Source organism: Candidatus Eremiobacterota bacterium, assembly GCA_031082125.1.
Lineage (GTDB): Bacteria > Vulcanimicrobiota > CADAWZ01 > CADAWZ01 > Ess09-12 > Ess09-12.
This window is the reverse complement of record JAVHLM010000001.1, coordinates 290,315-313,031: the sequence shown is the minus strand read 5'-3', so window position 1 is coordinate 313,031 and position 22,717 is coordinate 290,315. Positions and strand designations below refer to the sequence as shown.

Here is a 22,717-nt window from a genome sequence, read left to right as displayed (position 1 = left end):
TAAAGAAGAAAGAACTTACCTCCTGCTGCCGATTCTTGCAAAAAGTTGCGGGGGAGGTTATAATGGGACCAGTGCCGGTGGTGTAGGCAGGGGTTACTTCGCTGGTTTCTCAGGTTCGATTCCTGAACCGCGACTCCGCAAGGGGAAGCGGGATGCCCCTGCCGCCTGTTCCCCGGTGCCGAGGCCGTAAGGCCTTTTTTCTTTGTGGAGGAATGGGAGGGCCTTCTCAGGGAACAATGGGGGAGGTCTCTATCCTACGAGAGGAGCAAGGACGTCTATGGCAGAAAGTGAAAGAAAGGGAGCGCCCTCCTTTGCTTTCAGGGCAGCCGTGGCTATTGCGCTCATGATAGGTTTTTACGCGCTTGCCTTAGGGATTGTGGCGCTTTCCATCTATCTTCCCTATGCAGAGTTGCATTATGCCAACAGGATCTACCCGGAGCTCCTGATTGTGGGCATTGTGATGGTCTACTCAATCCTGAAGGGCTGCATTTTCATCTCGGCGCCCTTTGTCGCCCCGGGGCCCCAGGTCAGGGGGGAAGACGAGCCCCGCCTTTTTCAGAACATCAGGGATGTTGCCGAAAAAATCAAGACCAGGATGCCTGACGCCGTGTACCTCATCCCCGATGTGAATGCCTTTGTGGCCGAAGTGGGCGGCTTCATGGGGATGGGCACCAGGAGAATCATGGCCGTGGGCCTTGGCCTTCTTGCCGTTGACTCCGTGGGGAGCTTCAAAGCCACCATCGCCCACGAGTTCGGCCATTACCTTGGCGGTGACACAACACTCGGCGGTTTCATTTACCGAGTCCGCGAATCAATGATCCGTGTGGTGGAGAACCTGGGAGACAGCTGGCTCGCCAAGCCCTTCGAGTGGTATGCCATGCTCTTCCTGCGTATCACCCATTCAATCTCGCGGCAGCAGGAGCTTGCCGCCGACAGGGCCTCGGTGGAGATCGCGGGGAAGGAGGCCCATATCGCGGGCCTTAGAAGCGAGATGAAGGCCGGCCTCCTGTATAGTGGCTTTTTGGACAACGAGATGGCGCCCATAATCGAGGAAGGGCGCTTCCCTTCAAATCTCTACCAGGGCCTCAGGACCTATATGAAAAGCCATCATGACGAGGGGCTTGAAGAGAAGCTCGAGAAGGCCATAATGGAGCAGAAGACTGATCCCTATGACACGCATCCTTCCCTTTCAGAGCGCCTTGCCTACGCGGAGTCCCTCCCCGATCCCCATATCAAGGATGAAGAGGAGCCGGCCCTTTCGCTTCTCAAGGATCCCAGGGCGGCAGAAGTGGAAGTCTCCACTTTCATGGCCTCCTCAATCCCCGTGGAAAAGAAGCTTGTCCCCATAGAATGGGATGACGTATCCCATGAGGTCCATGTGCCCCGGGCCCGGCGCTATTCAGAAGAGTACCTGAAACAGCTGAGAGAAGCCTACAAAAAGGCTCAAAGCCCCTGCGAGATACTCATCACCCTCATGGATGAGATAAAAAGAGAAGATATCGTGGTCCTGGCCGAAAGGATCATCGGGGGAAAGGCCCCTGCGGGGACTCCCCCCGGGGAGGTAAAGGAACTGGCGCAAAGCTTCCTTATGAGCCTGCTTGCCATGGTGACGGGCGCCGCCCTCACCGAAAAGGGAGGAACATGGCAGACTGCCGTGGGAAAGAGCCTCTCGGTGAGGTTCCAGGGCGAGGAGTGCGAGATCTTCAAGTGGGCTGAGGAAGCGGTCAGGGATACCTCGAAGATGCCGGAGCTTGAAAAGAGGCTTGAGGCTCTCGGCATCAAAGCGCCCTCATCTCCCGGCAGTTAGATTCTCATGTCTTGTAAGGCTCCCCGCTCCCCGGGCGGTCATGGCCTGTTTTCTATGAGGCCTTTCACGGAATCATACTGTGGATAATCAGCGTTGATTTCCGCTTTTTCGTGATTTCTGCCCTTGCAGTACACAATGAAGTGATCGAGAGCCTTTGTACGGCAGTAGCCATAGCGGCCGGAGTCCGCCGCCGGGCACCTGGGAAGGTCTTCCAGGTAGTGAGGCGTTATCTGCCGGAGCTTAAGGGGGTATTTCCCCTCATGGGACTGGTACATGTCAAGAGCTGTAGCGATACTCTTGAGGTTTGACTTGCAGGCAGTGAGCTGCCCGAGATATCTGGGCCTGCTCGTATGAGGGACAAGGGCTGAGCCCAGGATGACAAGTATGATGAATATGATTATCACCTCGAGGAGTGTAGTGGGATACCATTGCAGGGGCTGGCCCAGGAACCTTGTGGAAACGAGGGAGATGCCTGCTCCCATAAGGATGAACACCGGGATAATGCCCAAAAGGTAGATCGATTTCCCGATAACAATGCAGCCGATGAATGATACCATGAAAAAAAGCCAGAAAATGCTCAGCACGGCGTTGAAAGCAATGGCCACAGGTCCCCCGGGCGTTATTTTTGCCGGTCCCTGCGGGCGTTTCGGCGGGACGGTGCCGAAGGCTTCATGCTCGAGGTCCGAGAGCACATGAGCCGCAGACTGGTAGCGCTCGCCGGGGTTGGGCGCGAGGCACTTCATCACGACTTTCTCAAACCAGGGCGGCACCTGCGCCTTTTTCGAGAGGGGCGGGAATTTGAAGCTGAAGGAAGCCACATCATCGCCGGTAAGCAGATAATATAGGGTAGCGCCCAGGGAGTAAATGTCGGCCCGCTCGTCAGACTGGCCGGAGCCGTACTGCTCGGGAGGAGAGAAGCCCGGCGTTCCCATGAGGAAGGTGTCTTTCACCTTCCCCGGCACAAAGAACCTGGCGATGCCGAAGTCAACGAGCCTGACCCACCCGTCGCTGCTCTCCATGATGTTCGAGGGCTTCAGGTCCCTGAATATGATGGCGTCGGGCTTCTGCCCATGGAGATAGTCCAGGATGGCGGCGAGCTGCACGGCCCATTTCTGCACCTCGTCTGAAGTGAAGGGCTTCCCATGGATCTTCAAGAGGGTCTCGAGGGTGTCGCCCTCTATATACTCCATCACCAGGTAGTGGCAGTCCCCCTGGGAGAAGAAGTCGGTCATCGCGGGGAGGCCGGGGTGATCGAGCTTTTGGAGTATTGCCGCCTCGCGGGAAAACATCTCGCGGGCGTCAGCGCGCTCCTCTTCGGGAAGGCTCGCCTCGACCACTTCCTTCATGGCCCAGGCTTTACCGGGTTCATTGAGGTCCTCTACCATGTAGACCGTGCCGTACGAGCCGCCGCCGATGGTCCTGGCCACCCTGTACCGCTGGTTCACCACATCGCCGTGCTTGAGCATGGTGGCTTAGTTCTCTTCTCCAGAATTTTTCCCTTTGCTTTGCTTCATTGGCTGATCCTGCTCCCGGGCAATGAGAAGACCGCACGGCAGATAAGGGTGAATGGGGGCAGACACTGCCTAGTCGGTGGCAAGCATCCCCTTCTCATGCACAAGCTTCCAGGTTTTATCGGGATTATATTCCTTTATCTCCCCGGCGATTTTCATGGTGTCTTTTCCCAGGTTCTTATGATAGACTTTGCCGAGCTGATTGACTATGAAAGTCTGGATTCCTGAGGTGCCGTACTCGGAAGGGTAGGCTATCAATGCATAGCCTGCCACCAGGTTGCCGTTGATAGTATAGTCATAAGCCCCTCCAGGAGCCTGTGCCCCCTGCCGTGTCAGGATTTTGAAGTAATAGCCGTAATAAGGGTCAGACTCCCTGCTGTTCGCAAGATATTTCTCTGACTCGGCAAGCGCGGGCCCGAGGGGGGAGAGCTCCTCTTTCTTTGAAGGATCGGTAAGCCAATAAAGGCCGTCCTTCTTTCCCCTGGAGCTTTCTAATTTCCCGGCATACTCAATAACGTCATCGGTGTCCCTGTCCTTGTCTGCATATTCATTCTGGGCTTTCACGTAGAGGCGGCAGCAGGCGATGGCATTGAGCTCATTTTTACCTATCTCCATGGTGAGGAGCTCCTCCCTCCCCGCCGCACTGTCAAAACGCCATCCCGCCGCCTCTTTCACCAGCGGGAAGGGGAAGGGCCATTTTATCTTTCCCAGGAAGAACACTATTTTGTCATTTCCTTTATGCTCCTTGACGAGCTTCTCAGTGGCGAGGAGGTAGAGCTCTTTTCTTATGGAGGCATCCCGCACTTTATCCTTGCTCATCAGAAGGTCCCTGTTCTCTGCGCCGAAGAGCTCGATAAGCTTCTCATCGCTGCTCGTCTTCAGGGCATCAAGCAGCATCCCGATTGCTTCGCCGTCATTGGAGAATACTTTCTGCTTCGCGGGAGCGCTTGAAGGGGCCTCCTCACCGGCCTGCAGGAATCCGGACCCTATGAGCGCACAGACGGTTACCGCTATGAGATAAAGAAACATTTTCTTCATAAGGCTCTCTCCTTTCTCGTATCAATAACCATACCTGCTGTATCCTCCCCAGGATCTCCAGTTACCATAATAGGGACTGGTGCTGAAGAGGATGGTGGACTTTTCCCATGAGGTCCCCACATCACCCTTGTTCTCGAGGATATTGAAGCCGTAGCTGCTGTTTTTTGCCCCTGTCGGCGTGCCCGTCCTGTCAGGGAGAATGCCCCTCCGGGCAGTCAGGAATTCCCATGGAGCAACGGGATCAGGCTCTGACCACAGGCCGATCCCCCTGCTTTTCGCCTCAGCCTGGGCCTGGGCAATCGCCCCGTCCTCTCCGTGGCGCCGGTCATACCAGGCCATTCCAGCGCCGGCAAGAAGCACCCCGGCATTTTTCCCTTCAATGGTGAGCTTCGACACCTGCCGGCTGTCATGATCCATCCATGACACGCTCACTTCCACGGTCTTGTCGAGTATCAGATCCTTCAGAAACTTCTGGGCCTCTTCTGCAAAGGGCTGCCCTGCAACAGGGGACATCACGCAGCTCAGCCTCACGACTGCCTCGCCTCTGTTGGACACCACGGAGATATTGCTGCTGTCAATCACTGACACCACCTTCCCCGTGTATTCCTGGGCAACGGCAACTGAGACGAGGAAAAGAAACAGAATCGGCAGCAAGAACGCAGTTTTTTTCAAGGCAATCCCCCCCTATCTTTCTCTCTTTTGAGATTAGGGAAGTCATCGTTGAAATCCTTCAAGAATCCTGCCGCGGGATGTCTTCCGGCGCTCCCCAGGCAATTCCCGTCTGAATATTAACAAATCGTTTACCGGGCCCCTGTAGAATTTTCCCCCGGATTTGCTTACAATAGAAACCAGAACAGCGCAGGGAGAGGTATGCCCGGAAGGAGCACGATATGAACATCAAGGATATGTCATCACACCAGATGATTCACCAGCCGATGGGGGAGAGAAAGCCCCGTTTTCCTGAAAAGCTCGACGTGACGGGCGAGCCCAAGGACCAGGTGGAGATTCAGTCATCAGCCGTCCGGTTTTTTGCCGATATCCCCGACGAGGAAAGAACCAACTGGCGCGATGTCGTCTCGGGAGCCCTCCTGCTCACCGGCCTCGTGGCGGGAAGCCTCACCGGCCCACCGTCGGCGGTGGCAGTGAATGCCCAGATGTCCCCGCCGGCCGTCGAGCGGGTCATGCCGAATACCGAAGCTCCGCAAAGGGCAAAGGACCCTGCGGCCCACATAATCTCCCATATCGACGCCAGCGAGCATATCATAGAGCCTTTCGCCACCAGCGAGATGCAGCAGCTTGAGAACATCAAATCTGCACAGGGAGAAAGTGTGAAGGTGGATGCCGTGATGGTGCGCGATACGGGGAATCCTTACGTAAAGATAGGCACGGGCGGTGCCGAGGGCCTCATGATCCTTGCCCCCTCCATCGGAGGCTGGGCCATATCCCGGAAGAAGTCGGCAGCGGCGGGGCTCCTTCTCATGGGAATCGGCGGTGTCCTCTCTTACGGTATTGCAAAGAGCGGCCTGGGCGTTGAGGCATTGAGAAACATAGTCTCGGGTGCAGCGGACCTCACCTCTGGTGAGCCCGTATGGAACGGGACCAGGGTCTATAATGTGCAGCCCAACACCACCGGCGCCATTGACTCGAAAGTCGTGTCGCAGAACGAGGCCCTCAAGCCCGATGCGAAGGCCCTCACCGACTTCATCGCGTCACAGATGAAGGAGTACCCCAAGAGCACCACGGTGGTCCACATGGTGGGCCACGGCCTCTCGTACCATTCATCGGCGGGCTTCGACTTCAAGGAATATTCCAAGATCCTCAATGACGCCACCGAGCAGGCCAGAAGGCCCGTTGATCTCCTCGTGGTGGAGTCCTGCCTTGAAGGAAACGTGGAAGCCATCCTGGGCACCTTCCCCAATGCCCGTTACGTAATCGTGTCAGAAGAATCGGTCGCGGCAGGGATCCTGCCTGATCTGATGAAACAGGCCCTCGATGAGCAGCTCGCCCAGGGCCCCGCAGGCCAGGAGAGGCAGATAGACGCAAAGCAGCTCGGGGAATCGATGATTAAGCATGGCAAGGAGAAATCCATGCTGAGCACCCTGGCCCTGGTGGACATGGAGAAGGTGCCGGCCTTTGGAAAGAGCGTCGATACCTTCGGGACGCTGCTTGCGGAAGAGGCAAAAGCCGGTAGAACAGCAGGCATCGCTGAGGCAGTGAAAAACACTCCCATGTATCCCCAGGGGAGTGTCACCGGCGACATGGGCCAGAAGCTTGGCATGGGCGACCTGAAGCAGTTTGCCCAGAACATCCTGCGAAGCTATGGAGACACTTCCACGGGGAAAGGTGAAGTGAGCCAGGAGGCGAGCGCCTCGCCTAAGGCACAGGAAGTCCGCCAGGCTGCCCGGGAGGTGCTTGACAGGCTTGGAGATGCGGTGCCGGCCGTCACGACGAGCGGCAGCTATCAAGGAGCCGGAGGGCTTTCAATACAGCTTCCCATCTCGAATCTTGAGAAGCTGGATAAAACCCTCAAAGAGAACAAGATGACCACTTTCCCCGAGAGCAGCGCGCCCCAGGGCTGGAAGGACTTCGTGAATGCCATGGGCCCGCACATGACACAGCCTGCCCCGGGGAAATAAAGATTATTTCAGGAGCTTCTCTATCTCAGAAGCTTCACAGACGCCTCCATGGGAGAGATAAAACATCCGGGCCCCGCGGTCCAGGAGGTTTTTTATACTCCCGCGGAGGGCTTCCAGGTCCGTGGCGAACATCGGATACTGAGGCTTTCCCCCGGGCTTCCAGCTCATGAGCAGGTCGCCGATGATTACCTCACCGCCCTCCAGAAGGTATGATACTGAGCCTGGCGTGTGGCCCGGCGTATGGATGGCCATTCCCCTGATGCCGAATTCTTCAAGGGAGAGCTCACTGTCTATCTGGAGGTGGGGCTCGATCCCGGTGAAGCGAAGGCTGTCTGCTATGGGAGGAAGCTTCGCCAGGAGCAGGAAGAGCTTTCCCGCAAAGGTGACGGGGACTACGTCGGCATTTCTTCCCCCGCGCAGGCTCGGCGCTTCAAGGCGGTGCACCGCTACCTGGGCTCCCGAGGCTACGCAGATTTTTACCAGGTCCGACAGGTGATCATGGTGGCAGTGGGTGATGAAGATGTGGGAGATGTCGGTGAATCTGAGTTTCTGTGCCTCCAGGGCTTTGCCGATTATCTCGAAGCTTTTGCCGGCTCCCGTATCGACAAGGATATTTCCCTGCCCCCGTATCAGGAAGGCCTTGCTGAACCCTGTGGTTATGGGGATGATTTCCTGTAAGGCTTCTGCCATGGCTGATTCACTCCTTTACATCGCACAGCTGCCAGGCCACTGTTTGCTATATAGGACATTTCGGGGCGGAAGCCCGGCCATTCCTTTCTCGCGGACATGATTATAATGCCGGTTTTAAGAGAATCATTGAGGAGAGGAAAGTGAGGATCCCTCAAGAATCTTTCTCTTGATGATGACGAGGTGAGAATATGAATTCATTTCCAGAAGAAGACCCCCAGGATAAGCCGGCAGCACAGGACGCCCCACTCTGTCTCCGTTTCCCCGCCTTTTTCCTGGATACGCTCCCCTTTTTTATGATGACCCAGATGTTTCCGCTCTCCTCACGACCCGGGATCAATGAAGGTTTTATCTGGATTCATTGCATTGGCCTTGCATCTCTCAAGTTTTTTGAAGCCGCATTTATCGCCTGCACGGGCTTTTCTCTGGGGCGGTGGCTTTTCAAAGTGAAACTCGTGGACTCACAGGGGAGAAAGCCCAATTTCATTGCTGCTTTTATCTACCTGATGCTTGAATGCTGCATCTCCTACCCTCTCATTTTCCCGGCATTCAGGATGCTCTGGGACCGTGAGAAAGGCATGTGGCATGACAGGATGATGAAGATCAGGGCTCTTAACACCGGTGCCTCTCTCCCGGCCGACGCCTTCGCGCCTCTTCCCAGGCTCTTATCAATCGGCGCCTTTGCACTTGTGGTCGGAATAGTCTGCTTTGCCTGCCTGGCCCTCTTCTCCCTTCCCTGTCCCGGGCCTCTGATAATCTTTTCCAGTGAGATCCTGGAACGCTCATCCTATCAAAGTTTTTTTTCCCAGATCAGCTATGTGCTGGCAATAGCGCCGTCAAGGACACTCTGGATCCTTTATGCAACAGTTATTCTGTCGCTGGTGGGAGTTCATTTTGCCTTGAATTTGCGGGGAAAGATATGCATTACGGAGCGTTCGCCTTCTCCGCATCTCACCGAGGCTGTCAACAGTGTCCTTACGCAGCAGGAAAATATGCACAGGGAGAGCAAGGCCTTTTACTGGGCCACCGGCGCCGCCACGATGATCCTCATATATGCTGCGGCATATTTCACCGCCCTTCATTCCAATGCTTTTTTCCTGGCGTCGCATTATAGGCAGGCGGGACTGAGATTTCTCTGCGGGCAGGTGAAGGAGCCTCCCCTCAAGGATATCAGCGCGTGGAATAAATTTCTCAAGGCCCATGATATGTGGCTTCGTGACGGGGAGCAGAAGAAAACTCCCCCATCTCCCAGGGAAGATGATCTGGTGAACATCCCCGAGCAGTGGAGGAGAGATGCCCGGGAGCGGGAAGCCAGGGGCGGCCGTCTCTGGCAGAAGTGGAAGCCTTACATGGACATTGATATCCGCCGGTTTATCGGCGATGGCGGCTCTTTCCGGGCAGGGTCTCCTCCCGCGTCTGAATACCGGAAGTGGTCTGATCTCAAAGACCGGAAGATTATTGTAATCAAGGGCAAGGGGGAGAGAGCGGAGGCCTTCATGGAGGTGAAAACCGACGGGATTTCCATGGTCATCGAAGATCTTGATATAGCTCCCTGGAATTACAGCATGTGTGGTGACAAGAACTTCAATGATATTCTCTTGTTTGAATGCCTCTCCGCGGCATCCAGGCTCTCCAGAGAGTGGAAGATGAAGGGCTCATTCTCAATCTCCCGGGCGCTCCTTCAGAAAGCCCGTAGTAAAGAAAACCAGGGCCCCGATGAGATGATCACTCTGAAGGGATGGATCCTCGAGGCCTTCACCTATCCGGGAGGAGGGAGACGATGAGCGAACAGGAACCTTCAAAAGAGGCCGGTGCCAGCATACTTGCCCCCGGTGCGGCCTTTGCTGCCGCGATGGTACTGGTGTTTCTTTTTGTGGTTGGAAATGAAAGGTTCCTTTTCAGGGGGATCTTTCCCCATATATTTATTTATGCCCGGTGGATAACACCTCCCGGAATTCAGGATTTACTCAGTGCGGGGAATATGATCCACCAGTTTTTCATGACCTCGACCACTATTTCAGCCCTAGTTCTTATAGTGTGCTCTTTCCTCAGGCGCGAGAGGTTCATGGCCTTCTGGGCCTGGGGTCTTGCGGTGTTCTACTCTCTGCTTTTCCTGATCTTCGCGCTGTGGTGGTGCAGGTTTTTCTGGCTTTTGGGCAGCGCTTTTTAGAGGAGGGTCTTGAACTCCCTTGCGAAGCCCGCGTTCATCTCCACCTCTCCCGGGCTGCTGCAGCCTATGACCATTGTGGAGACCGGGAGGGACAGCGAGTAGGTGATAAGCTTTTTTACTTCCCCCGGGGTGCGCCTCTCAGGTACAAAAGTGCCGCCAAGGACCTTCATCGTAATTATTCCCATGCCCTTGTCAAGCGCAATGGGAAGCACATCGGTGAGAAAAGGCTTGAAATGAGGATGAGCAGCCGAGAGAGGCATCAGCACTGTGTCAAAATCGAAAAGATGAAGGGCCTTCTTGAGGACAGAAGCATCATAATGAGCGGTGACGCCGATGAAGCGCACCTTCCCCTGGGCTCTGGCCTCCACGAAGGCCTCCAGCGCCCCGCCGGGTGACGAGATCTCTTCAAGCTCCCCATATTTTCTTATATCATGGACCTGCCACAGGTCAAGGTAGCTGGTTTTCATTGTGGAAAGCGTCGTTTCAAGCTGCTCCATGGCGCCTTTTCTTGAGCGCTCAAAAGCCTTGCTCGTGAGGAATATTGAGTCACGCCGTGCTCCCAGGGCGGCACCGTAATACCCTTCGCTCCCTGCATAAGCCCTGGCGCAGTCAAAGTAAGTGATTCCAATATCCAGGGCCCTGTGGATGACCTTCACGGCCTCTGAGGTCTTGCCGAAAGTTCTGAGCACTCCCTCTCCACCGAGCCCGATGCACGTGACAGGGAGGCCTGTTTTGCCGAGGATTCTCGTGGGGATGGAGGTGTTTTTCGCAAGGTCAGCCGTGTACATGGAGTGTTACTTCCCGGGAGCCTGTTCCCGCGGCGCAGCCTCTCCGGGGCGGAGAGCCATGAGGTCGCTGATATACCCGTAAAGGGAAGGATCGGCTTTTTTAAGGATTTCTCTCGAACGTTCGCCCTTCGTGTAGAACATGATACCGTCAGCAAGATATTCCTGAGCATTCGTAATGGCATAATCGCTGAAAAAGCCGTTGTGGCCGAGGCGGTCCCATATTCCTGCCTGTTCCGCACTTTCACGGTAGCGCTCGTACATATCCATGAGCGCCTTGTCCCGGTGTGATTTGAGGAGCCCTTCGCCGCCCTTCAGGGGCTTTCCGCTGAGGGGTGGCCCCGGTGAAGAAAACAAGCCAGACCGCTCTATCTGCATATGACCTTCCCTGGAAAATATTATAGCATGGCACAGAGGAAAAGGATATTTCCATTTGGTTAAACTTTGTCTTCCCTGAGGGTCCCGGGGAGTTTCTTGCTTTTTCTCCCCTTTTCAGTTACAATAATACTCCAGAGCATAACTGACGGCATCATTATGCATGAAAGCATAATGTGTGGCAGTATATCACCGGGGTTTTCATGCCCCATGCCAGTGTGAGGTGGTGCCGGGAGATGACGTTTCACTGTGAATTCTGCGGAAAGCAGACAGAACAGAACATCTGCAGCGACTGCAGGGAGAAGATGGCTCCCGGAGGCCCTGTAGGCCCTGTCATCGATAACCGCTACGAGATTCTCGCCGAAATCAAGTCAGGCGGAAGAGTGGCCCTTTACAAGGCCAGAAGCCTCCGCGACAGAAGTATCGTGACCGTGAAGAGGATTTACCCCTCCGGAGCCGATCCTGCCGACCTCAAGCTTATCAAGGAGCGTTTTGCCGAGGAGGAGCGCTTCAAGGACCTTGGAAAAACGCTTTCAACGCTGAATCAGCGGGGCCTTCCCCTTGTATTTGACTTTTTTTCTGCCCCTGATCCCTCGAGCGGCCAGGAAGCCTATTTTATTGTCATGACCTATCATGATGGCACTACCCTTGAGACGATGATGAGAGAAAGAAAGACGTTCCCCCTTCAGGAGGTCCTTGATTTTATCAGGCAGCTCCTGGAGACATTGAAATATCTCCATACCAGAGGCTCTGTGCAGGTTCATGGCGACATCAATCCGGCAAATATCATGATACGCGAGGGCGAGGTGACACTTCTCGGCCAGACCCTGCCGGGCTTTTCATCTCCCCGTGGAAAGAGCCTCCTTGGCGGGGGATTTCTTTCCCCTGAAGGAGAGGCTGCCTGGAAGGAGCCCCGGGGGGATCTCTATTCCATCGGGCTTCTCATGTTCTGCCTTTTAAAGGGCGAAAAGCCCGAATCACTCTCAAAGGCTTCTCTGGAGTCATTGAGGAGCGGCGCCGGCGAGATTCCCGGTTATCTCGGGAAAGTCATTGCCTCGATGGTGAGCTGGGAGTCAGGCCCTCCCCCTTCGGCAGGCAAGGTCCTTGAAATTCTCAGGATGAGCACGGAAGTGCTCCCATGGGCCGATTTCATTGCCGTGCCCCCGCCATACCCCGCTGCCGCACCGGTGAAGTATCCCGGTGATAAGGTGCCGTCTTATCCAGACAATAAGGTACCGGTCCACCCGGAAGACCGGAAGCCCTCGCATCCCGATGACCGGAGGCCCGTGCACCCTGATGACCGCAAGCCTGTCGTGCACCCTGACGACCGGAAGCCCGCGCACCCCGATGAAAAAGGGAGTGTAAAGCCTGAAGAAAGAACCCCGGCAGCCTTTGAAAGAAGAAAAGCCCGGTCATCCATGCAGGCCGAGAAGCCCCCTCATCCTTCCGAGGCTCCCGCGCCCGTGAAGATCATCGTCAACGAAGCCCATGTCACCGAGTTCAGGAGATGGCTTGAAAAGAACAAGGTGACAGAGCCCCCGGGCAAAAGCGATTCACCTTCCCCCGGGGCGCCGGGAGAGGGTGGAGAAGACTCCAAGAAAGAGCTGGAGCTCCTTTCCTCATTGCCCCAAGAGGCCCAGGAGGAAAAGATAGAGCTCATCAACTCCTTGATCAAGGTGATGGACACCATCAAGGTGAAGGAAGAGCCCAAGGAAAAATAACCTTTTAAAAAACACCTGAGACTGAAAGGAGAGGATTCCATGCTCAGATTCTGTGCGATGATTCTCGGGACTGTGATACTATGGCTCTGTGCAGCGGGGATATCATGCAGTGCCAACGACCCGTCGGAAGCCTATGTGAAGTACCTGGCTACCCTGGAAAGTGCGAAGAGCATCAAGGATATCTCGTCATGCCTCTCGAGCGCCAGGCTCAAAGAGCTGGACATGCAGGACAGGGAGAAGGCATTCAAAGAAATGAAGAGCCGCGCACCCGTCGATCTCTTTATCGTAAACAGGATTCCCGATGGCAAGGATATGAGGCTGATAGTGGTCGGAAAAGAGAAACTGACGAAAAAAGAATGCAAGGGAAGCGTCACAATGGTTCTGGAAAACGGATACTGGAAGATAGGCCGGGAATTTTACCAGTCAAAGTAACCAGAGAACAGCACAGTCCGGCTTTCTGGCGGCACAAGTGAGGCAGGGCCAGCCTGGAAACAATTTGTTAACATGACGTTCATATATTGTTAACGGCAATTGTGCCAAAACATACACTCCCATGGAGACCCCTGGAATTATAATGGAGACAGAAGAGAGAAGCCGAAGGGTGCCAGGGGGAGGGGTCCGCCGTGAGAGACAGAGAACAGGGTTATCTGGAGGAAATCCAGGCGCTGAGAGAGCGCACAGGGATGCTCGAAGAGGAGCTCAGGTCCCTGAGAGAGCTGGTGAATCTTGACGACCTCACGGGCCTTCATAACATACGCTACCTTGGGAAGCGGCTTGAAGAGGAGATCAGGGGATTCCAGGAAAAGGGCCGCGAGTTCTCCCTCGTGATGATAGACATCGACAATCTCAAGGCAGTCAATGATTCCCTCGGCCATCTCGCAGGGAGCTCTGTGATAAGAGCCGTTGCCCGCTGCCTGAAGACCACCCTCAGAGCCTATGATGTCTGTGTGCGTTATGGCGGCGACGAGTTTGTTATCTTGCTGCCTGAAACGGAAGAGGACAAGGCGGCAGGAGTCGCCTGGCGGATTGTGCATTCCATCGCCGGCCAGGCTTTTGTCTATGACCGTCATCCACTGAGCATCACGGTGAGTGCCGGAGTTGCGGGGATCTCACGCTGCCCTGGAGGGGCCGGAGAGGTCTTCAGGAAAGCCGATGAATTCCTCTATCAGTCAAAAAGACAGGGCAGGAACCGTGTGAGTGCCGGGATGACACCGGCACTTCATGCCCGTGTGGGGGGGAACTAGATGAGTGTGAAGAAAGTGCTTGATGAAGTTGACGAGATGTATTTCAGCAGGGAACTGGTCATTGAAAAACGTGATGCCGCCAGAGTTCCCCTTGGCGAGACTTCATTTTATTTTACCTATGGCGGCAGGTGCCATCAGGCAAGGATCATCGACATAAGCTTCAGGGGGATAAAAATGGCCCTGGAACATCACCTGCCTCCTGTGGAAAGCGGTGAGGTGCTTATATTTTACAACGGGACCTCCCTTCTTCTCCCTCTCAGGATAGCATGGTCCCGGCAGCGCAGGAGCATTTCAGAGTGCGGTGCGGAGTTTCTCTCCCTCTCCCCTGAGATTAAGGGTCTCATAAGGAGATATCTCTCTTTTATCCGCTATCAGGCTGAGCTGGGAGCCTCCGCTGCCTGATGGGGCCCGGGAGCGCGAAAAGGAAAAAGACCTGCCAGCAAGAACTTTAGAGGCATGGCGAGCACCAATGAAACCAGGTCCCGTTCCTTCTCTCTCTCCATAGGAATATGCTTTTTCCTCTCCGGGATGTGCGGCCTCGTGTACCAGGTCCTCTGGGTCCGGATGCTGGGCCTTGTATTCGGCCACACTACGTACGCCGTGAGCACAGTGATTACGGCCTTTATGGCGGGCCTTGCACTGGGAAGCTTTTACTTCGGGAAATGGGCCGACAGGGGAGTGAGGCTTCCCGGCCGGGGTGTCATATCGCCCCTGCTTCTCTACGGCCTCCTTGAGGGTGTCGTGGGCCTTTACTGCCTTTTTACGCCAGCCCTTTTCAAGGGAATAGAGCATCTTTATGTGGTCTTTTCCGGCTACCCCATCGTTTTTCAGAGAAGTCTCTGTTTTGTGCTGTCGATGGCCGCCCTCATCATCCCCACCTTCTGCATGGGAGGAACGCTGCCGCTCCTTTCGAGGACCCTTATCCGCTCATACGGAGAGCTTGGAAGCCGCCTCGGGCTCCTCTATTTCGTCAACACGGCAGGCGCCGTGACAGGCACCATCCTCTCCGGTTTTTACCTGATTGCCAACTTCGGCATCACCGCCACGCTCCAGAGCGCCGCGGTGATAAACCTGGGCATAGCGGTCCTTGTATATTACCTTGACAGGGAGATGAAAAAGCTCCCTGCAGCACAAGAAGAAGATAGAGCTGCGGCCCCTGGCGGCGCTGAAACGGCAACCCCGGAAGCCTCAGAAACAGCTCTTCCCGTCCCCCTCGAAGAAGGCCGGGAAAGGCGCCTCTCTCTGTTCATAGTATCAGTCTTTGCCCTCACAGGTTTTGCCTCCATGGTGTATGAGCTTGCATGGACCAGATCGCTCTCCCTTTCCCTTGGAAGCTCCACCTATGCCTTTTCCACCATGCTTGCGTCATTTCTCGCGGGAATTGCACTCGGGAGCATCATATACAGCGTGCTCTCCAGGAGGTTCGCCTTCCCGGCCTCATCGTTCGGATGGCTCGAGATTGTGCTTGGCGCTTCATGCGTTCTCATCATCCCCCTGCTTGGGGTAATGCCTCTCCTCTTCATAAGAATCTACCCCATCGCCAAGGGCTCGTATTCCATGGTGGTGGCCCTTGACTTCCTGCTCTGCTTTGCCGTGATGCTTCTGCCCACGACCCTGATGGGCTTTATCTTCCCCCTCGTGGGGAAGCTGGCGACCAGGAGCATGGAGTTTCTCGGCAAAAGCATAGGAAGCATCTATGCCGTCAATACCCTTGGCTGCATCGCCGGCTCCTTTCTTACCGGGTTTGTCCTCATCCCCGTCATAGGCGTGCAGAACAGCCTCAGGATTGGCGTCCTGCTCAACGTGGTGGGGGGGCTTGCAATACTTTTCATGGTCAAGGGCCGCAGGGGAGCGAGGACCCTCTGTCTTTTCATCGCGGTGCTGGTGGTGGTCCTGTCGGGCCTCTTGCCGCCGTGGAACCCCGCAGTCATGAGCAGCGGTTCTGCCATATATGCCGAGGTCTACCAGGCAATGCTTCCTGATTTCAAGAAAGTGGCCAGGGAGAACGTGGAGTTTTACCGTGACGGCATAAGCGCCACGGTGGCAGTATACAGAAACGCCGAGGGGCACGATCTCAGGATTAACGGAAAAGTTGATGCGAGCACGGGGGGGGATATGCCGACACAGCTTCTCTCCGGATACCTTCCCGCTCTCTCGCTGAAGAGCCCGCGGAATGTATTCATCCTCGGCCTTGGAAGCGGCATCACCGTCAAGGCAGTGCTGGATTTTCCGGAAATCGAGTCAGTGGAATGCGCGGAGCTCGAGCCTGCAGTGATCGAGGCGCAGAAGTTTTTTGCTCCTTATAATGGCAATATCCTTTCAGATCCCCGCCTCAAGATGCTCCCCAATGACGGCAGAAATGCCCTTCTCTGCTCAAAGAAGCTTTATGACATAATAATATCAGAGCCTTCAAATCCATGGATTTCGGGGGTGTCGAGCCTTTTTACCCGGGAGTTTTACCAAGTCTGCCGGTCCCGTCTTAAAAAGGAAGGGATCATATGCATCTGGGTCCATATCTATTCCATGGAGCCTTCCAACGTGAAAATGATCCTGCGGACCTTTTTCAGCGTCTTTCCCGAGGGCAGCCTCTGGTTTGGCGCAGCGGGCGATCTTCTCATCATGGGGAGCCCTTCGCCGATCTCGATGGATTACAGCCGCATCAGGGCTGCCTATGAGCAGAACAGCTCCTTCAGGGACGCCCTTCGGAAGATAGGCATCACTGCCCCTGACAGCATCTTTTCCCATTATCTGGCACTGAGCGCGGAGATAAGGCCTCTCGCAGAGACGGCAATGCTCAATACCGACAATTACCCGCTGCTGGAGTTCTCGGCGCCTGTGAGCCTCTTTACCCACAAGGAGCTCATGATAACAAGGGCCCTTTATGAATTCAAGGCTCACTCCGTGCCGCCCGGCACGGTGAATGCAGAGAAGACGCTGAGCGGCAATTTTTATTCTGATTCCTACGAGCTCTACCGCAGGATGATGATCCCCCTGTCAGCCAGGGTGCTGAGGGAGGGGCTTGCGCTTTATCCAGGCGATGAAAGGCTTAATGCCCACCATGTGCGCAGGCTTATTGAAGCGAGGCAGGTCATGAAGGCCCAGGAGCTTCTGAAGACCCTCACCATGGGAGATCACGGGCCTGCTGAATATTACCTCATCTATGGCGGGCTGCTGGAGGAACAGAACTGCTTTGACAGGGCGGAAGAAATGTACCGTGCCGCCTGGAGCCTTGACAAGACCAATGAGGAGACGCTGAAAAAATATATCCTGGTCATGATGGAGCAGAAAAAATATGATGAAGCGCTGGATCTGCTTCAAGGTGCAACCGGAGTGAGCTCCTCCAACAGGGATCTTGCCTTTCTGAAGGCGCAGCTTCTTATCCAGAAGGGAATGCTCCCCGAGGCCCGCGGGATCCTTGAGAGGCAGAGGGAGATGGACCCTTCAAATCCCGTCATTCTCCGAAGCCTCCTTGCCATAGCCGGTGCTGAGAATGATTACCCGTCAACGATCACTCTTGCCCGTCTCATTCTCTCCACCGAGCCTTCCGACGAGGGAGCCATCCTTGACCTGTCAAAGGCTTATTCCCTCACGGGGAGGCGCGATGAGGCGAGAAAGATTCTCATGGGGGGACTCGCACGGCTGCCGCTTTCCAGGAGGCTTGTGGAAGCCCTGGCTGCGCTTGAAGCAGCGAAGCAATGAGCTCCCTGGATGAAAGAGCGCGAAGAGCCTGTGCCCTTGCGGGCGGCGAGGACTCGCAAGGTGCGCTTGAGGAGCTCAGGACCCTTCTGGAGAGCTTCCCGGAGACCGTGAATGTGAGGGACGGGAGGGGCTTTCTTCCCCTTCACCTCGCCGCAAGGCAGGGAAATGACCACTTTGCTGCCCTCCTGCTCAGCTGCGGCGCCCTGCCTGATGAGCCTGAGTCTGAAGGTCGGACCGCTCTTCACTGGGCTTCCAGAGAAGGCCACAGCCCCGTGGCGGAGCGGCTTATTGATGCAGGGGCCTCCATAAATGCGAAAAACAGGGCGGGAGCCACGCCCCTTCACGGCGCGGCCTATATGGGACACCTGGCCATGGCGGCCCTTCTTATCCGCAATGGGGCAGACATCGATGCCCGCGATAACAAAGGCACCACTCCTCTCGCCGCAGCAGTATTCCGTGATCATGGTGATCTGGTGAAGCTTCTTGTGGCCTCGGGCGCCGAGGTAATGGGAAAGAACAATGACGGGGCTTCGCCTCTCCACCTTGCGATGTCGCCGCAGATGGCGGAGCTCCTGATATCGCTCGGCGCCGACGTGAACCTCCGTGATGCCAGGGACGCCACGCCCCTCCACCATGCCGCCATGGAAGGCCTTGGCGAGGTGATGGCCATGCTCTTCGCAAGGGGAGCCGATATGAAAGCCGGCGATTGTGACGGGTGGACACCCCTCCACTGGGCCGTGAGAAAGGGGCAGGTTGACAGCGCCGCTCTCCTGGTGAGGCTTGGCGCCGATGTAAACGGAAGAAACAATGACGGCGGCACAGCCCTTCATTGGGCTGCCATGAACGGGAGAGAGAACCTCGTCTCTTTTCTCCTCGCAGCAGGCGCCGATATAAAGGCACGCGACAATGACAGCTGGACGCCTCTCCACCTGGCCACGACAGGAGCTGTTGCCTCTCTGCTTGTCCTCAGGGGTGCCGAGATCGCCGCCAGGGACAAGGATGGGTGGACACCCCTTCACTGGGCGGCCCACGAGGGCCTCGAGGAAGTGGCGAAAGTGCTGCTGGAGGGCGGCGCCGAGCTTGGCGCCAGCGACAGCGAAGGCAATACTCCTCTGTTCAGGGCGGTAAAGCGCGGCCATCTCAGCATTGTCAGGCTTTTCCTTGAGAGGGGCGCCCCGGCCGGGGGGCGCCTTGAGAACGGCTGGAGTCCTCTTCACCTTGCGGCATACATGGGATACAGGGAGATGGCGGAATTACTGGTGGCGCGTGGAGGCGAGGTGAGCGGAATAGACAGGAAGGGAGCGACGCCCCTTCACCAGGCGGCTCTTAACGGCCAGGTTGACGTGGCGGCAATGCTGCTCTCCCATGGCGCGTCAATAGACAGCACCACGGAAAGCGGGTCATGGCCCCTTCATTTCGCTGCCATGGGAGGCTCCCGTGACATGGTGGCCTTTCTTCTCGAGAAAGGCACGCCCCTTGATGCCATAACAGGGGAAGGACTTAATGCACTTCATATTGCGGCGGCCGAGGGGCATGCCGGCCTTGTTGATTTTCTGCTGGAAGCGGGACTTCCTGTGAACGGCGCCGATAAAAGCGGGGGAACCCCCCTTCACCATGCCTGCCTGCGCGGCAACTGTGAGACGGTGCAGCTTCTGATTTCACGGGGCGGCTCCCCGGAGAGCCGCCATGGTGACGGCTGGACGGCCCTTCACCTGGCAGCCCAGGAAGGCCACAGGGCCCTTGCCGGGCTTCTGATCGAAAAGGGCCATTTCGTCGATGCCCGCGACGGCCGCGGGGCGTCAGCCCTTCACATCGCAGCGCAGAAAGGCCACAGGGAGATCGTGGCGCTCCTGGTGGAGAAAGGCGCCGAGCTGGACATGACCCGCCGTGACGGCCTCACGGCAGCTCATCTTGCCGCCATTGCAGGCCATGAGGAAGTAGTGGAGTTCCTTGTCAAAAAGGGGGCCCGCGCCGCTCCGCCGAAGCCGGACAAGCAGGCTGAGGGGAAATAAAAAAGCACCGGGTGCCCGGTGCCCATCATCGGGAAACCTTCTCTATTTCGATCCTTTTTCTTCCTTGGCCTCATCTGAGAGACCAGCCTTGTCCTTTTCGTCTATTCCTCCAGATTTTATTGCGTCTGATGCTTTTTCAATACGCTTGTTGTCGTGGGACTGCTTTGATTCCAGGAGCTTGTCAAATTCCTTCTGGCTTGACTGGTTGATCTTTCCCATCTCTTTTATGAATTTCTCTTCACTGCTCATGTGTTCACCTCCTTTGAAAGAATTTACTCCTCCTTACCAAAATTATAAGATATGTGAAGCTGGAAGTCAATTCTCCCGGCAATTTTCATCCTGCAGCTCATTATCGATGCCCTGCTGCTCCAGGATGATGGCGGAAAAATCCAGTATCTCCCTGAGCTTCTGGATCTCCTTGGCAGAAATCGGCTGGTCATCCGGTGCCCCCGTGAACCTGATTGCCCGGTAGAAAGTCTCCAGGAAGGAGCCGTAGCGCTCCACAATTCCGTTGAGCATCCCGGGGCTCACGCCCTTCTTGGCAAGGGCCTCCCTCAGGCCGTCGAAATGAGGCTTGGTAATGTCCTCACGGGAAAAGGAGCGTAACCGCTCTAGCCTCTCCCTTATCTCCTCGACAGTACCGGAAAACAATTCAGGGAAAGCCTTCAGGGGGGCATAGTCCATCAGGGCGAGGCATTGAAAGGCGAAGAGGAGCCTCGCTATGTCGGCGGAGTCCACGTTGAGGTGCATGGGGAAGATGTCAGGCCGGTTGAAGAGCTTTTTCCCCACCATCAGGTGGAGCAGGATGGTATTGAGGAGCCTTTTCATCTTCCTGGGGTTAAAGCCCGCAGACCGGTCCAGGAGGTTCACGTAAAGCTCGACGTCCTTGTCGCTGTGCTTGATTCCCAGGCTGTCGAGAAGGTGATGGGTGTAAAGGCGGTTCCCGGCCCTGTCCTGGGGGACTCTGAAAGGGACCTGGATGAGCTTGTCAAAATAGCTCTCCAGGCTTTCGGCCTTGGCAATGCCGAATTTTTCCTCGAGGCCTCTCCTGATCACCTCGTAGTCAATGGCAAGCACAAAGACACACCCCTCGCTCTCCAGGAAAAGCTTCATCACCTCCAGAAGCTCGATGGCCCTCACGGGTCTTATCCTGTCAAGGTCATCGACAAAGATGACCAGCCTGCCGCTCGTTCTGGCCTTGGCCCTGATGAGCTCCATGAGCTTCTCGTGGAGGTCCTCGATCTCATGGGCCATATCGGTCCCTTTTGACATTTTTTCCAGGTTCGCGATGACGTTCTTTGCCGCCTCGCCCTGTCCCACAATGCTCGCGGCGCTGAGAGCTATGCCCTTGCCCAGGGCTCCCGTGATGGAGAGGAGTCTGTTGGTAATGTCGTTGGATTTTCTGCTGTCAATCTTTCTTGCGAGATCCTGGATGAGCAGGAAGGGCAGGTTGTCAGCCTGGCTGAATTGGGAGAACTGCCAGGTGTGAAACCAGAGGGTATTGATGGGGCTGTCTTTCTGGCTTCCGCTTTCAAGCTCTGATTTGATGAGGCGCATAAGGCTTGTCTTGCCGCAGCCCCAGTCGCCCTGTATGGCTATAGTGGTGGGAGTGCTGCAGTCCCTTATATAATCGGCGAAGATCTCGGCATATACTTTCAGGCCCAGGCGGTCCTCGCCGGGTGAGCTGATAGGTAAATCGCGGAGGCCCATCATTTTCATGGCTCTATTATACCAGAACCATGCAAATTCCGTGAAGAGCCGATCTGCTCCTGATCACCTTGTAGGAAAGACCGGCTTCCCGTTCCTGAGGTCGCGGGGCCACACTATGACGCGCACTCCCTTCTGCACCTGCTGGATGAGGGGATAGTGGCTGTTCTGGTTGGTGTAATTCTCAAAATTCTCGAACTTTATCCGCCCGAAGATGGTTTCCGTATCAAGGGAGCGGAGGGCATTCCTGAGCGATTCCCTTGTATGGAAGGGACGGTGGATATAGCACGCGGCAACGACCTGGACGGCGGCATAGAGGTTGGCGCTGTGCTCGTCAGGGTACGAGCCGAAGCGGGTCTTGAATTTCTTGGCAAACTCACGGGAGCCCGGCCATTTGACCTGGGGGTTCCACTGAACCGCTGAGAAGGTGAGCTCGGCATCCTTTTTCCCCTGGGTGATGAAGTCGGGGAGCGAGAAGCCTGATCCCATGCCTGCAATGGCCTTCATCCTGATTTTCAGCTTTCTTGCGTCCCTCATGATCTGCAGGGCATCCTCTATGTGGGCGGATATCACGAAAGCCTGGGGTTTCTGCTTCATGGCCTCCCTGATGACCGGCCTGAAGTCAGCGGTCTTGTAGGCAAAGCCTTTTTCGTAGACAATGCTGCATTTCATCTCCCTTGCATAGCTCTTCACGCAGTTCGCAAAATCTATGCCTGCATTGTCTGTCTCGTTGAGGAGGGCAATGCGGTCTATCTCTGCGGCATTGCCAAGGAAATCAATAAGGGCCAGGGCATAGTGGGCCGACGGTGCGTTAGTGCGGAAGACCCACTTGCATCCTCTCGTGGATATCTCGGTACCGGAACTTATGGGTGTTATCTGCGGTATCTTTGCTTTTTCCGCGATATCGCTCACCTTAAGGGTGCAGAGGTTGCTGTATGAGCCGATGAGGATCGTGATATCGTCGCGCCTCACAAGCCTTGACGCTGCTTTTGCAGCTCCCTCCGGATCGCTTCTGTCATCGGTAAAAAGGCATACAAGCTTCTTTTTCAGCTTCCCTGAGGCGTTTATGTCCTCAATAGCCATTTCCATGCCTCTTTTCATCGCAAGCCCGAATTGCGCCCGAGAGCCGGAAAGAGGCAGTATCACTCCTATCCTTATCTCGGGGCAGGTGATCCTGAGCAGGTTTTTTATGCCGAAGTATGCACAGACGGCCACGAGGCAGAGAAGTACCGTGCCGGCGAGAGCCAGGGGCCAGTTTTTCTTTTTCTTCTTTGCCGATGTCTGTGCTGATTCCATATCAGGATTCCCCAAAAAATGGCAGGCCC

At 55.8% G+C, this 22,717-nt stretch carries 19 protein-coding genes; 10 read left to right on the top strand and 9 right to left on the bottom strand.

Going from position 1 to position 22,717, the window contains the following annotated elements; all coding sequences use genetic code 11:
* The first annotated feature begins 277 nt into the window (after positions 1-277).
* On the top strand, positions 278-1,807 hold the full coding sequence (locus RDV48_01205; GenBank protein ID MDQ7821389.1) for a M48 family metalloprotease: 1,530 nt from the start codon (positions 278-280) through the stop codon (positions 1,805-1,807).
* A gap of 38 nt (positions 1,808-1,845) precedes the next feature.
* On the opposite strand, the gene RDV48_01200 is transcribed toward RDV48_01205, so the two are convergent.
* From RDV48_01200 to RDV48_01190, 3 genes are all read right to left on the bottom strand, one after another.
* Positions 1,846-3,273 (bottom strand): serine/threonine-protein kinase, encoded by a 1,428-nt coding sequence (locus tag RDV48_01200; protein MDQ7821388.1) that lies wholly within the window; start codon positions 3,271-3,273, stop codon positions 1,846-1,848.
* Positions 3,274-3,390: 117 nt separating this feature from the next.
* Positions 3,391-4,356, bottom strand: a complete 966-nt coding sequence (locus RDV48_01195; protein MDQ7821387.1) for a DUF2950 domain-containing protein — start codon at positions 4,354-4,356, stop codon at positions 3,391-3,393.
* Positions 4,357-4,377: 21 nt separating this feature from the next.
* Positions 4,378-5,028 carry a thermonuclease family protein gene (locus tag RDV48_01190; protein MDQ7821386.1) on the bottom strand — a complete coding sequence of 217 codons (651 nt, stop codon included), beginning with the start codon at positions 5,026-5,028 and terminating at the stop codon, positions 4,378-4,380.
* 218 nt (positions 5,029-5,246) lie between these two features.
* Between RDV48_01190 and RDV48_01185 the strand changes: the two genes are divergently transcribed.
* Positions 5,247-6,992 carry a clostripain-related cysteine peptidase gene (locus tag RDV48_01185; GenBank protein ID MDQ7821385.1) on the top strand — a complete coding sequence of 582 codons (1,746 nt, stop codon included), beginning with the start codon at positions 5,247-5,249 and terminating at the stop codon, positions 6,990-6,992.
* Positions 6,993-6,995: 3 nt separating this feature from the next.
* On the opposite strand, the gene RDV48_01180 is transcribed toward RDV48_01185, so the two are convergent.
* Positions 6,996-7,682 carry an MBL fold metallo-hydrolase gene (locus RDV48_01180; protein MDQ7821384.1) on the bottom strand — a complete coding sequence of 229 codons (687 nt, stop codon included), beginning with the start codon at positions 7,680-7,682 and terminating at the stop codon, positions 6,996-6,998.
* A 188-nt stretch (positions 7,683-7,870) separates the two neighbouring features.
* Between RDV48_01180 and RDV48_01175 the strand changes: the two genes are divergently transcribed.
* A complete protein-coding gene (locus RDV48_01175) occupies positions 7,871-9,463 on the top strand; it encodes an RDD family protein (protein ID MDQ7821383.1) in 1,593 nt (530 codons plus the stop codon).
* Entirely contained in the window at positions 9,460-9,849 is a 390-nt protein-coding gene (locus tag RDV48_01170; GenBank protein ID MDQ7821382.1) for a hypothetical protein, read from the top strand. The genes RDV48_01175 and RDV48_01170 overlap by 4 nt, the downstream gene beginning before the upstream one ends.
* Here the strand turns inward: RDV48_01170 and RDV48_01165 are convergent.
* Both RDV48_01165 and RDV48_01160 read right to left on the bottom strand, forming a co-directional pair.
* Positions 9,846-10,637, bottom strand: a complete 792-nt coding sequence (locus RDV48_01165; protein MDQ7821381.1) for an aldo/keto reductase — start codon at positions 10,635-10,637, stop codon at positions 9,846-9,848. The genes RDV48_01170 and RDV48_01165 overlap by 4 nt on opposite strands.
* A gap of 6 nt (positions 10,638-10,643) precedes the next feature.
* Entirely contained in the window at positions 10,644-11,012 is a 369-nt protein-coding gene (locus RDV48_01160) for a hypothetical protein (protein MDQ7821380.1), read from the bottom strand.
* A gap of 233 nt (positions 11,013-11,245) precedes the next feature.
* Between RDV48_01160 and RDV48_01155 the strand changes: the two genes are divergently transcribed.
* The 6 genes from RDV48_01155 (at position 11,246) to RDV48_01130 (ending at position 19,685) form a co-directional block, all read left to right on the top strand.
* On the top strand, positions 11,246-12,730 hold the full coding sequence (locus tag RDV48_01155; protein MDQ7821379.1) for a protein kinase: 1,485 nt from the start codon (positions 11,246-11,248) through the stop codon (positions 12,728-12,730).
* Between the two features lie 39 nt (positions 12,731-12,769).
* Positions 12,770-13,162 (top strand): hypothetical protein, encoded by a 393-nt coding sequence (locus RDV48_01150; GenBank protein MDQ7821378.1) that lies wholly within the window; start codon positions 12,770-12,772, stop codon positions 13,160-13,162.
* 191 nt (positions 13,163-13,353) lie between these two features.
* Complete coding sequence (locus tag RDV48_01145; protein ID MDQ7821377.1) at positions 13,354-13,974, top strand: GGDEF domain-containing protein; 621 nt, start codon at positions 13,354-13,356, stop codon at positions 13,972-13,974.
* On the top strand, positions 13,975-14,376 hold the full coding sequence (locus tag RDV48_01140; GenBank protein MDQ7821376.1) for a PilZ domain-containing protein: 402 nt from the start codon (positions 13,975-13,977) through the stop codon (positions 14,374-14,376). It begins immediately after the preceding gene.
* A gap of 54 nt (positions 14,377-14,430) precedes the next feature.
* Positions 14,431-17,673, top strand: a complete 3,243-nt coding sequence (locus RDV48_01135) for a fused MFS/spermidine synthase (GenBank protein MDQ7821375.1) — start codon at positions 14,431-14,433, stop codon at positions 17,671-17,673.
* Positions 17,670-19,685 (top strand): ankyrin repeat domain-containing protein, encoded by a 2,016-nt coding sequence (locus RDV48_01130; GenBank protein ID MDQ7821374.1) that lies wholly within the window; start codon positions 17,670-17,672, stop codon positions 19,683-19,685. Before RDV48_01135 ends, RDV48_01130 begins: the two co-directional genes overlap by 4 nt.
* Before the next feature lie 42 nt (positions 19,686-19,727).
* On the opposite strand, the gene RDV48_01125 is transcribed toward RDV48_01130, so the two are convergent.
* From RDV48_01125 to RDV48_01115, 3 genes are all read right to left on the bottom strand, one after another.
* Positions 19,728-19,934, bottom strand: a complete 207-nt coding sequence (locus RDV48_01125) for a hypothetical protein (GenBank protein MDQ7821373.1) — start codon at positions 19,932-19,934, stop codon at positions 19,728-19,730.
* Between the two features lie 66 nt (positions 19,935-20,000).
* Complete coding sequence (locus RDV48_01120; GenBank protein ID MDQ7821372.1) at positions 20,001-21,404, bottom strand: P-loop NTPase fold protein; 1,404 nt, start codon at positions 21,402-21,404, stop codon at positions 20,001-20,003.
* A gap of 54 nt (positions 21,405-21,458) precedes the next feature.
* A complete protein-coding gene (locus RDV48_01115; protein MDQ7821371.1) occupies positions 21,459-22,688 on the bottom strand; it encodes an ABC transporter substrate-binding protein in 1,230 nt (409 codons plus the stop codon).
* Between the last annotated feature and the right edge of the window lie 29 nt (positions 22,689-22,717).